Consider the following 12,560-nt stretch of genomic DNA (forward strand, 5'->3'; position numbering starts at 1 on the left):
AGCTGCACAGTCGGGAAGGGCTACAGTGGCTGGGTCAGCATCTGACCACGGGTCAACACAGCGAACTGATTGCGAACCAGGGGGTCACGCTTGAGGGTGAGCAACTGACGCTGGGTGGCACTATCGGTGCCGGCAATGCACTGAGCATCCAGGGTAAAGAGGTCAGCCAGAGCGGCGCTCTGGTCAGCGGCCAGGCCATGGTCATCAAGGCCGATGACTTGTCATTGGCGGGGCAGGTTCAGGGGCAGTCCGTTCAACTGACCAGCGACCGTGGTCATCAGCATGGTCGATTGCTGGCATCAGACAATCTGGTATGGCAAAGCACGCAGCTTGAAGGTAATGGCTGGATGCAGGCGGGGGCCGATCTGACCCTGTCAGGAGATACCCTGATCCACAAGGACACGGCACTGGCACAGGGGCGTATGGCGCTCGATTTTACCGAGCTTAGCAGCCAAGGGGGACTGTTTGCCCGTGATATGGCCTTGACAGGCTCTCGGTTGACCCTGAATGGGGTGCTGGAGACGACTCAGGGCGCTCACTTGCAGGGGGATACCTTGCAGCTCGGTGGCGAGTCCCGCATCGGTACGGATCTGACCCTGGGGGCCACTCTGTTAAGCCTGACTGGTGTGCAGCAAGTCGGTGGCACGCTGCAATTGGGGGCGAAAGAGGCCGATCTCGGCGGTGAATTGGAGGTGGGCGAGGCTCTCAACGTGAAGACGGAAGTCCTGCGCAGCACCGGCAAAGTGCTGGCCAAGCAGGCTGACATCGAAGCAGATCAGTGGGATCAACTGGGATCACTGGCAGCGGACGATGCACTGGTCTGGCGTGGAACACGGCTGACCCAGCAAGGCAAAGGCGTGTTGCAGGCAGGTGGCCAGGTATCGCTGGCCGGTAAGACGGTGAACCTGGCGGGAACCTTGGCAGCCAAGGGGAACGTGGGCATTACCGCGGACAACTATGCCCAGCTTGGCACGCTGAGCACAACCCTGGATCTCAGTATTAAGGCCGACAAGCTGCAGCTGGGTGGCTCGACACAAGCCAGGACGGCTGAGTTGCAAAGTCGTGAGGGTCTGAGCAGTGGCCAGCACCTCATTGCAGATGGCTTTAGCTGGCAGAGCGATCTGCTGACCAATAAGGGGTGGTTGCAGGCAGGCAAGGATCTGACTCTGACTACTCGTACTCTCGATAACGATGGAACCCTCATTGCCGGTGGCAAGCACAGCATCGAGGCCGAGGATCGCCTGACCAACCAGGGGAGCCTCGCGGGTAGCCAACTCTCCCTGACCAGCAAAGAGCTGAAAAACGGTGGATTGCTGCAAGGCAAACTGGGAGTCGATCTTTCGGCGAAGAGCGCCACCCTGACCGGGCGTTTCACCAGTCAGGGGGCTGTCCAGCTTGGTGCCAGCCTGCTGGCCCTGGGAGGGAATGCCGATATCGGTGGCTCTTTGACCCTGACAGGGGATGAGCAGCAGTGGTCTGGTAACTGGCGCGTTGGCGGCCTGCTGCAGAGCACGGGCAAACAACTGACGCTCGATGGGGACTGGCAAGCCAGCCAATGGCTGCTGTTGGCCGATTCCCTGGTCAACAAGGGGCGTTTGGCGAGCGAACAGGCGGTGAACTTTAACGTCGGAGCAGTGCATAACCAGCAGGGGGCGACTCTGGTGGCCGGTGGGCCGCTCACTCTGGTCGGCAAGAGCCTGTTGCAAGAAGGCTCTTGGCTCGGTGCAGGCGACCAGTCCATCAAGGTTGATGATGTGCAGCAGCACGGCCAGTGGATCGGTGATGGTGCGCTGCAGATGGAAGGCGCCCAATTCAACAACAGCGGCGCTTTGCGTGCGGCCAGCATGGAGCTGGCATTCGACCAACTGACAAACCGCGGGCGGATGGAGAGTCTGGGGGAATTCGGTTGGGAGGGGAAACAATGGCACAACCTGGGTGCCTTGATCGCCAAAGGAGCGACCCTGTCGGGCCAGCACCTCATCAACAGCGGTGATGTGGGGGTGCATAGCTTGACCATGGTGGCCACGGATCGCCTCGAGAATAATGGGGTCCTGGTTGGCAAGGAGCTCATCAATCTGAGCGCCACAACCCTGGACTCCCAAGGAGACATGCTAAGCAGTGGCGATCTGGTGCTGGGAGCCGACGCCTTGACCCTGGGTGGTCTCACCCAGGCCAAAAACCAACTCACACTGACTGCGGGTCAGGCAACGCTGGCAGGCAATGTCGTGGCCGATCGTCTGCAATGGAGTGGTCAGCATCTGGCCATGGGAGGGACAACCGTCGCCCGCGAAGCTGAACTCAGTGGCACTCAGATCTCTCTGGAGGGGACCCTCAAAGGGGATCGCCAGACACTGGAAGCCGGCACCCTGACTACAGGCAAGGCAAGCAGCTTGCTGGCCAAGGAAAAGCAGCAGCTAAAAGCCGACCAGATGACATTGCAGGGCAGCATAGTGGCTGGCCAGCAGCAGAGAATCCTGGCGACAGCCTTGACCCAGCAGGGTGTGCTGGCCAGCGGGGGGAGCCTGGCATTGCAGGTGGCGGATACCCTGCGTAACGAAGGCAAGATCTCGAGCGAGACGCTTGCGCTGGAAGCCGGTCATATCGACAACGGTGGTGCGTTGGTCAGCAAGGGTGCGCTGGCCTTGAAAACTGGCGATCTGATCAATCGTGGCCATTGGCAATCCGATCAGGGCATCACGCTGACGGCAACTCGTCTGCTCAATAGCGGGCACTGGGTCAGTGGCTTGGCGCAGAACCTGACGCTGGATGAATTGGACAACAGCGGTACGCTGCAATCTGGTAGCGCAATGACCCTGACGGCGGAGCACCTCAATAGCCGTGGCAAGTTGTTGGCCAACCAGGATATGTCCCTGACTGCCGACGAGATCATTCTTGAGAGCGGCAGCACCACGGCCACTAACGGCCGGTTGGCACTCAAGGGGGCTGATGTCAGCAGCGCCGGCATGCTCTCCGCCGCGGATGATCTGAGTTGGCAGGGGCAACGCTTCAACCACAGTGGCACGATTGTCACGGATGGGGCGCTGCGACTAGAAGGCGAGACCTTGACCTTGGATGGCGCCTTGCAGGGGGGAACTGTCGCTCTCGATACGAACAGCCTGACGACAGGAGGCAGCCTCAACAGCCAGGGTAATCTGGTGGTTAACGCCCGGGGTGCGGTTCAGCATGGCGGGCAGTTGCAAGGCGGCAATCTCGTTTTGAACAGTGCGAGCTGGCAAGGGGCGGGCACTCTGGGTAGCAACGGCACTCTGACGCTGCGCACCGGCCAACTGCAACAACAGGGTCCATGGCGTATCCTCGGCGTGACCGATATCCAGGCGGATACAGTCACGTTAAACGGTTCATTGATAAGCGGCGGCGATCTAACGCTGCTGAGCCGCGGCGATCTGGGCAGCAAGAGTGGCAGCCAGCTGGTATCTGGCGGTAACTTGTCGGTCGAAGGCAAGCAGCTGACTCAACAGGGGCTCTGGCAGTCCGAGCGAGCGATGCAGATCAAGGGCAGCCGCTTTGAACAGCAGGGGGATCTGCTGGCAGGGACCGATCTCGGACTGCGCAGCGGCAGCTGGCAACAGAGCGGCAAGACCCGCGCCAACGGCACCTTGAATGCCACATTCACCGAGAATTCGGTACTTGCGGGCACGGTACAGGCCGATGGGGGCATCCTTCTCTCCGCGCCTTCACTGACTCTCAAAGGAACCTTGGCCTCCAAGGGCAATGTAAATCTCACCACCACCTCCCAGCTAAGCCAGTTGGGTAATCTGCTCAGTGGCGGTGAACTGACTCTGGGGGTGGCTCGCATCGACCAGCAAGGCCGTATTGAGGCTGGCAGCCTGCAGAGCCGCGGCGAGCTGCAAAACGACGGCATCATGCTGGTTGCCGGTCAAGGGAGTTTGAGTGGCGCCCGACTGGATAACCGGGGAACCTTGCAAGGGGATGGCCTCACCATCACGAATGCTCAACTCGATAACCGGGGGGCGTTACTCGCCAATAATCTGGCCATCATCAATGCCGGGGTTCAGAACCGTGGGCGCGTACAAGGGGGCTCTGTGCGCCTTGAGACACAGTCCCTCGACAATCAGCAGGGTGCCGTGCTGCGAGCACAGAACCAGGGAGATATCTCTGCTACCACGCTGAGCAATGCCGGCGAGCTCTCATCCGGCAATCGGTTGGTCCTCAAGGGAAATCAGTTCAGCAATTCGGGCCTCGTCAGCGCCAACTGGCTGGAGGCCTCGCCACTTGCACGTCTGGTCAATACCGGCACCCTGTTTGGGCAGCAGCTGACCCTGCGCAGTGCCGACATCCATGCGCCCGGCAAGATCCTGGCGGGGCAGAAGGCCACATTGGAGGCAAACCAGGTAACAGGCATAGGTGAATGGCTGTCCGGTGGCGATCTCTCCCTCAAGGTAGGTTCATCGCTCAATAGTCAGGGGACCCTGAGTGCCAAGGGCATACTGGACTTGCAGGTGCAAGGCAACTGGCAACATCAGGGTCAGTGGGGGGCTGGTCAACGTTTTAATGCGGGCGCCACCGGTCAGCTCATCAATAGCGGGGCTCTGGTGAGCAACGGCGTGATGCAACTTAGCGCCCAGCGACTGGAGAACAATGGCAGCGTCCAGTCCAGTCAGGGTCTGACTCTGAATACCCAGGGTGAGCTGCGCAATACCGGGCTGATGGCCAGCAACGGAAATATGGGGTGGCAAGGTGACTCCCTTTATAACCGAGGGACTATCTATAGTGGTGGCACCCAGAATCTAACGGCCAACAGTAATTTGGCCAATGAATATGGCACTATTTTGGCTGAACGAGATGCGAATATTCGAGTTAACAATGGAAGCATAACTAACTCATCAGGAACCATAGAAGTTAGCGGAAGTTTGATGCTGACGGCTAATGACATTCTTAACCAACGAGCCAAGTTTGTGGTGAGTCGCCTGGGAGGTGAGAGTGCTCAACCATCGCAGACCAAGGTCGTCATGCCAACACTGTCTGTTTCTGTTAGGGGCGGTGCTGCTGATCATGATGATCAATATACTATTTGGGCAAACTACTCACGTACAGTGGCAGAAGCGGTCACTGGTGCCGAGATTCGAGTGTCGGAAGCTTCCGCAGAAGGTCAAATTACCGCGGGTCAACATCTACAATTGGCGTCGACGCATCTTAATAACGTTTACTCGAATATCACTGCCGGTGGCAATATTACCATTCAGTCCGGCGACGTAAAAAATGAGTCTCTATCAGAGGGAAAAGTTGAGCTTCAGTTGGAATATGGTCCTGCTGATGGATTCGGTCTGCGTAAGGTGGTGGGGGGGGGGCGCGGCTCTGGCCCCAGCGATCCTGGTGCCCCAAAGGCATCTCTGGCAGCGACTTATGTGTTACGTGCTGTCAATGAGGTCCAGCTTGAAGCTGGCAGGACGTTCAATAGCCTCATCTCCGCCGGTGGCAATCTAACCGGCACCGTTGCCGGAATGGTAGATAACGTCACTATCAAAGCCAATGCTGGCCCGGTCAGCAGCACCACCCAACGTCCCGGTATGTCATTGCCTCAAGCTCAGGGCGCAGGTACGGCCCCTGGAGTGCAGGGTGATGCCCAATATCTTTCACAGGTACTCAAGCCGGTCGGCCCCGATAACGGGGTACCGATGCCGGACTTCCAGTTGCCCTCGGGAGACAAGGGTCTCTTTACCATCAATGACAGCGGTGACAGTCCTTATCTGATCGAGGTCAATCCTCTGCTGGCCAACCTGGGGCAATCCGGCAACGGCATGATGGATCGTATCGATGCAGCTCTCCAGCAGCAGTTGCAGGGTGCTGGGCAACTCTCCTTCGATAGCATTTCTGGCAATGGCGGTATCACCCAGGCTAATGGTCAGAACGCGAACTGGTCGTTGCCTGGGCGTGTGATTGGCGAAGCTGTATCCCCCGATTTCCAAGGCTTGAATGGCGTCAAGCCAGTCAACAATGGCCATGCCACCGTCTCTCAGCAATGGCAGCAGAGTTTGCAACCAGGCTTTGATTCCAATGTACAGGGTCCTCAGGTCGGGTCTGGCACGACCGGTGTCTCAGGACAATGGCAACAGAGCTTGCAACAGGGCTTCAATCCCAGTGGGCAGGGGCCGCACATTTCGGGTGGACATTCGGGGGCAGCCGGTCAATGGGAGCAAAGCCTGCAGGATGGATTCACCCATACTGGTAGTGGGCCACAAGTCAGCGGAGGAGGGGGACAAGTCGCCGGCCAATGGCAACAGAGTCTGCAAAATGGCTGGCAGGGTCAACCCGTCAGCGGCGTGACGGTGACGACGCCAGGCGCCGTGCAGATAAACAACCAGCCCGTGCCAGCCGTGGTAACGGCTCCAGTGGTTGAAACCAGTCCGGTTCTGACCCAGGTCGACCAGTTCCTTGGTTCCAATTACTTCTTCGATCAGGTGAACTTCACCCCGGAGAAAGACATCAAGCTGCTCGGGGATGCGGCTTTTGATACCCGCGTTATCCGTGATGCGGTATTGGCCCAGACCGGTCGGCGCTTCATCAACAACGAGATGGGGTCTGATCTGGCTCAGATGAAGGCTCTGATCGACAACGCGGCCAGGAACCAGCGTGAGCTTGGGCTCTCTCCAGGGGTTGCCTTGAGCGCCGAGCAGGTGGCCCAACTCGGCCGCAGCATGGTGTGGTGGGAGCCAGTCTGGTATCAGGGCAAGATAGTGCTCGCCCCCAAGCTCTACCTGACCGAAGCCGACAAACGCCACCTCTCCGGTAGTGTCATCACTGCCGCCAATATCGATCTGACTGCGGGGGGCATCAACAACAGCGGTACCCTGCTGGCCGATGGCACCCTATCCCTCAAGAGCGGCAGCACCCTGGTCAACCAGGGCCAGATCCAGGCCGGTGGGCGTCTCGAGCTGATCGCCAAGGGAGACATCCTTAATCAGAACCTCATCAAGGGGGGAGATGTCGCCATTGCCTCGCTGGACGGCTCGGTTCGCAACGAAACCCAGACTGCTCAGCGTCATGTGGATGTCAACGGCGTGCTGTCGAGCGAACTCACCGATCAGACCCGCTTCAGCCGTACTGACGTGGGGGACATCGCCCGTATCGAGTCAACCGGCAACCTCTTGCTGCAGGCCGGGCAGGATATCTCCTTGTCGGCCAGCAATCTCCTCGCGGGCCTCGACATGTCTCTGTCGGCAGGGCGGGATATCATCATTGGCAGCCTGGAAGATCGAAGCAAGTGGGAAGAGGGCCAGAACCGCTTCACCCGGGTCGAGCAGCTGATGAGCAGCCTGGATGCGGGTCGTTCATTGGCCCTCTCGGCAGACAGGGATCTGAATATCAGTGCCACCTCCCTCACGGCGAAAGGGGATGCACTGTTGCAGGCTGGCAACGAACTCAGTTTGAAAACCGCGGATAACCAAGCCTCCTTGCATACCACTCGCCGCAATGGCTATGACATCGAACGTCAGAGTGAAGAGGTGGGGGTCAACCTGACCGCCAGCAACATAGCGCTGCGTTCGGGCGGGGATCTCAGCCTGCGCGCCGCCAGCGTACAGGCGACAGAGCAGCTATCGGCCACTGCTGGGCGAGATCTTCTGGTCGAGTCCGGTGAGACCACCGACTACCGTGAGTCTTATACCAAGGAGACCAAGAAAAAGGCGTTCAGCAAGAAGACCACCACCACCCATGACATCGTCGAGCAGCATGCCGCCCAGGCCAGCGATCTGGGTGGCCAGTATGTGTTGCTCAAGGCGCAGCAGGATATGGATATCAAGGGAAGCAATGTGATCGGGGATCTCGGTGCTACCTTGCTGGCGGGCCGCGATCTGAATATTTCCGCTGTCGATCTGCTGAGCCGCGAGATGCACTTCAGCGAGACCAAACGCTCCGGCCTGATGGGCGGCGGCGGTCTGGCGGTCACCATCGGCAAGCAGCAGCAAAGCAGCGACATGATGGGCACCACTCTGGCCAAAGAGGGCTCCAGCGTCGGCAGCGTGCAGGGAAATGTTACCCTGCAGGCGGGCAATCAACTGGTGGTGACAGGCAGCGATGTCATCGCCGGCAAGGATATCCTGATGACGGGCAAGGATGTCGCCATCCTGTCCGAGCAGCAGATCATCACGCGCAAGGAGGAGTTCAAGAGCCAGAAATCTGGTCTGACCCTGGCCTTGACCGGGGGGGCCGTCACCGCCGTACAGGCTGCCTATGATACCGCCAAGACCAGCAAGGAGAGCAGCAACGATCGTCTGGTCGCCCTGCAAGGCACCAAGGCGGCGATGAGTGGTTACCAGGCCTGGGAGGCATTGCAATCCAGCTCGGGAGGCCCCGGCGGAGTGCCTGACGCCTCCTTCGTTGGCATCGCCATTTCGGTGGGTAACCAGCGCAGCCACTCGAGCAGCCAGAGCAGTGAGAGCAATGCCTTCACCTCAGAGATCAACGCAGGCGGTGATGTGACCATAGTTGCGAAAGGGGATGCAGCCAATACCTCGGGTGACCTCCTGATGACAGGCAGTAGCGTCAAGGGGCAGAACGTGACCCTGGGCGCGGCCCGTGATCTGGTGTTGCAATCGGCAGTCAACAGCAGCGATAGCAAGGGCAGCAACCATAGCAGCGGCTGGAATGTGGGGCTCAGTATCGGGGTGTCCCAAGGCAGCTTCGGGATCAGCATCTTTGCCAATATGAATGCCGCCAAGGGCAAGGAGAATGGCGATTCGGATCGCTATACCGAAACCAATGTCACCGCCGGCAATGCGCTGACACTTACCTCGGGCCGTGATGCAACCCTGCTCGGGGCCATGGTCAGCGGCGACAAGGTCAGTGCCGATATAGGCCGCAACCTGACCCTCACCAGTCAGCAGGATAACGATCACTACCAGAGCAAGCAGAGCAGCATAGCAGCGGGAGGCAGCTTCACCTTTGGCTCCATGTCAGGCTCTGGCTACATCAATGCCAGTCGTCAGAAGATTAATAGCGACTTCGAGAGCGTGGTGGAACAGACCGGGGTCTTTGCCGGCAAGCAAGGCTTCGATATCCGGGTCGGTGAGCATACCCAGCTCAATGGTGCCGTGCTGGCGGGCAGTGAGGACGATAGCAAGAACCGGCTCTCTACCGGCACGCTGGGCTGGAGCGACTTGGTCAACCGCGCCGATTACAAGGTCGAAAGCCAGAGCATAGGCATCAGTAGCAGTGGTGGATCCAAGGAGGAGGGATTCTCAGGTAAAGGCGCAATGACAGCCGCCGCCATGCTGGGGGGGGGCAACAGTAGCGGCAGTGCCAGCTCGACCACTCATGCATCCATCAGCGCGGGTCAGATAGAGATCCGTAACGAAGAGGCGCAGCAGCAGGATCTAGTGACTCTGCACCGGGATCCGACCCAGGCGGCCAACGGCCTTTCACCCATCTTCGACAAGCAGAAAGAGCTGGAGAGGATGCAGGAGGCCCAGATGATCGGCGAAGTCGGGCAGCAGGCGACCCAGTTGGTGGTGACCAAATATCTGGGGGAGGCAAACGAGCAGGCCAAGAAGGATCCCAAGTATGCCCAGAGCAAGGAGTACAAGGAGCTCCAAGCAAAATGGGGGGTCGGCAGTGACTTCCAGCGGGGCATGCAGGCGGCGACAGCCGCCCTGCAAGGACTGGCCGGCGGGGATATCACTCAGGCCGCTGCCGGTGCCGCGGCCCCTTATCTGGCTCAGTTGATTAAACAGCAAACCCCGGAGGGTCCATCCAGGGTGATGGCCCATGCCCTGGTTCAGGGAGCCCTGGCCGCCGCCCAGAACAAGAATGCCATGGTCAGCGCTACCGGCGCCGCCACCGGCGAGTTGGTCGGCATGTTGGCGACTGAACTCTACCACAAAGATGCCAGCCAACTGACCGAAGGAGAGAAGGAGACCGTCTCGACTCTGGCCACCCTCTCCGCCGGTTTGGCCGGTGGCTTGACCGGCGCTGATGGTACCGATGTGCTGGCAGGCGCTCAGACCGGCAAGACGGTGGTGGAGAATAACTTCTTGAGTAGTAAATCATCTGAAAGGCGCGATGTTTTGGCAGACAAAGTGCTATCTGGTGACCGCTCTTTGACGACAGCGAGAGAGTTTTTAGCACTGGAAAATGCAGATCGACGTAGCGAAGCTCTTTTGGCTAAATATGTTATCGATCAAAAATCAATGACAGCCACAGAGATAGCAGAGCTGACCAGCTATTTGAAAATATATGCATCAGAAATGCAAGCTACCAAAACTGATGAACAAATCCAAACGCTGGTTGATGGTATGCTACGAGGTGATAATGGATTGAAGTCTGCCCCGAATAGAGAAGCACAAAACATTGCCAAAAGCACAATGACTGAGTGGAGGTATCATACATCCAATGCCAGTATAGGTGATCCGGTGATCTTATATGGGTTAGGTCCGCTAGGAAATTCAATTAAAACTGGAATGTTAACGAATGCTGCAATTGGTGCTGGTGTCAACACAGCCGTGCAATTGGCTGGGAACAAGAACTTTGACTACATAGATGTTATGGTTGCTGGAGTTACTTCAGCGGCAACAACAGGTAAAGGAATGTTGCCATCAATTGGAATTAATGCTGGTGGTGCAGCATTGGGTAGCTTGATCAAGGGGGAAGATCCAACAAACTCCGTAATAGGCGCAGGGGCAGGTACTGTAGTTGGAGGTTTGGGTGGGCCGCTAATAAAAGTAGGGCTATCCAAAGTCACCAAGGAAAGTACTGCTGAGTTATCAGGGTCTGTTCTTGGCTCATATATAGGTGAAAAAACAAGCAAGTATACCGAAGAAATGCTCAAAGGTACGGATAACCATAATGAAGAAAATTGATCTGCGCAGTCTAATTAAACTGGTTTTTATTTGTTCCTTATTTATGATTGCAGCAGGGCCTCTGGGTTATTTTATTTCATCGGTAATAGTGTATTTCAAAATAGGGATTTTCATTTTTAATTGGCATGAGTTCCTTTATGGTTCTCTAAGACAAGGCATCGCAGGAGGGGCTGTATTTGGTATTGGTCTTTGGATCAAAGACAAGCTATTAGAGAAACAGGAACAGAAAAACCAAGACCCGTAGGTTCGAAGCGTAATCGGGTATTTGCGAAGATCTGCCTATCATAAAACACCGGCCTTTAGCCGGTGTTTATATTGTCCACCAGCTCTGCTGGCAAGCGGGTCGTTCAAGCAGACTCCCACCTGGTCCTGAAAGTGGATGCCGAGCCGGCGTAGGGTTGGCTCGAGCGGGAAGTGCCCGAGCACTGGGCGGCATTGCTCCAATGGCCGCTGTTGGTACGGCGTTGGTATCAGCGATATTAATTAGGCATATTGGAACACATCTTTTTGATAGGGTCCCGCCAGTCTGGTGGGGTTTTGTCTTATCGGGGATGTGATTATTCCCCATAGAGCCTTATCTCGAGCACATTGGCGATGGCGCTGCCGTTCCAGTGGTATTCCAGATGCTGGGTCTGATGGATCTTGGTGATGAGGCGGGGGCGGTAGAGCACGTAGCAGTCGTGGCCGCTGTGGCGCACCGAGCGGTAGTGGATGCCATCCTGGCCCTGGGTCTGCTGCTCCCGGGCAAACTCCTGGGAGTGGCCGTAGTCGGTGGCGTGATAGAGGGGGGAGGCGAGATAACCATCCCCCCGGATATCGACGAGGCGAGCGCAAAACTCGGTGTGGAGCACCCGCATCTGCAGCTTCTGGGCCGGTTCCTGGGTGTAGCCGAAGACGCGCTCCTGGTGATAGACGGTCTCTTTCACCGCGGTATCGAGGACGGGGGCGCAGTAGTAGCCGCCAAAATCCCCCGTGGTGAAGCGGGCCCCCTCGGGATTGAGGTGAGTGAAGGTCGCCATCACATAGCTGCCACCGGCCAACCCTACCAACCAGTCCGCCTTTGGCACCCGGCCAAGATCTCCGGCTTCCTCTCGCAATCTGTCGTTGGTGAGGGCCTCGACGGCCCAGACCGCCTCCAGCTCGTCGGCGTTGGCCACGTCCTCATAGAGGCAGATGGGGGGATAGCGGCTCGGGATGATGCGAAAGGCGTGTTGATCGTCCAACTCGCTTAAGGGCGGGGCGGATGTCATCAGGCTTGGCCCCCACGCCAGGCGTGCAAGCGGGTCGCGACCTCATAGAGATCGGCCACGCGCCCTCCCTGCATGACGTCCATGGCGCTGCGCCCGGCGAAGAAGGGGTGGCTGTTGGGTTTGCGCACCCAGCCGTAGATGCTCTCATCGAGGCTGAACAGCAGTCGCAGGCTCTTGTGGATGTTGAGGATGTAGCTCATCCGCTCCTGCAGATCGACCCCCAGACGTATGCCACCGCTCGATTCCTTGTACTTGTTCAAAGTTGAACGGGACGAGATGCCAAGCAGGGTCAGCTGTTCATCTGTGCTGCACTGCCATTTATCCAGGATGCGAAACACCACTGGCAGCGCCTTGCTGGGATCGATGGCGTTCTCTTGCCGGGATATCTGTGCTATTGCGACCATGATGCCTCCTGAATCTCTGTGCCGAAGCGGGCACGGATACGACTATCGCTTGGCTATCAGTGTAGAAGAGT

The 12,560-nt window shown here is 57.9% G+C and carries 4 protein-coding genes; 2 read left to right on the plus strand and 2 right to left on the minus strand.

Features of this window, described 5'->3' with window-relative positions:
• Positions 1–197 precede the first annotated feature (197 nt).
• On the plus strand, positions 198–10,835 hold the full coding sequence (locus ACRCYW_RS14840; protein WP_438550829.1) for a hemagglutinin repeat-containing protein: 10,638 nt from the start codon (positions 198–200) through the stop codon (positions 10,833–10,835).
• Entirely contained in the window at positions 10,822–11,079 is a 258-nt protein-coding gene (locus ACRCYW_RS14845; protein ID WP_438550830.1) for a hypothetical protein, read from the plus strand. The genes ACRCYW_RS14840 and ACRCYW_RS14845 overlap by 14 nt, the downstream gene beginning before the upstream one ends.
• 313 nt (positions 11,080–11,392) lie before the next feature.
• On the opposite strand, the gene ACRCYW_RS14850 is transcribed toward ACRCYW_RS14845, so the two are convergent.
• A complete protein-coding gene (locus ACRCYW_RS14850; RefSeq protein WP_438550831.1) occupies positions 11,393–12,085 on the minus strand; it encodes an RES family NAD+ phosphorylase in 693 nt (230 codons plus the stop codon).
• Entirely contained in the window at positions 12,085–12,489 is a 405-nt protein-coding gene (locus tag ACRCYW_RS14855) for an MbcA/ParS/Xre antitoxin family protein (RefSeq protein ID WP_438550832.1), read from the minus strand. Before ACRCYW_RS14855 ends, ACRCYW_RS14850 begins: the two co-directional genes overlap by 1 nt.
• Positions 12,490–12,560 lie beyond the last annotated feature (71 nt).

Source organism: Aeromonas sp., from assembly GCF_051657805.1.
Lineage (GTDB): Bacteria > Pseudomonadota > Gammaproteobacteria > Enterobacterales > Aeromonadaceae > Aeromonas.

Bases quoted from the DNA above. Each gene is read 5' to 3' on its own strand.
- ACRCYW_RS14855 (WP_438550832.1), bottom strand. From the start codon at position 12,489: ATGGTCGCAATAGCACAGATATCCCGGCAAGAGAACGCCATCGATCCC.
- ACRCYW_RS14850 (WP_438550831.1), bottom strand. From the start codon at position 12,085: ATGACATCCGCCCCGCCCTTAAGCGAGTTGGACGATCAACACGCCTTT.
- ACRCYW_RS14845 (WP_438550830.1), top strand. From the start codon at position 10,822: ATGAAGAAAATTGATCTGCGCAGTCTAATTAAACTGGTTTTTATTTGT.
- ACRCYW_RS14840 (WP_438550829.1), top strand. From the start codon at position 198: ATGGTCATCAAGGCCGATGACTTGTCATTGGCGGGGCAGGTTCAGGGG.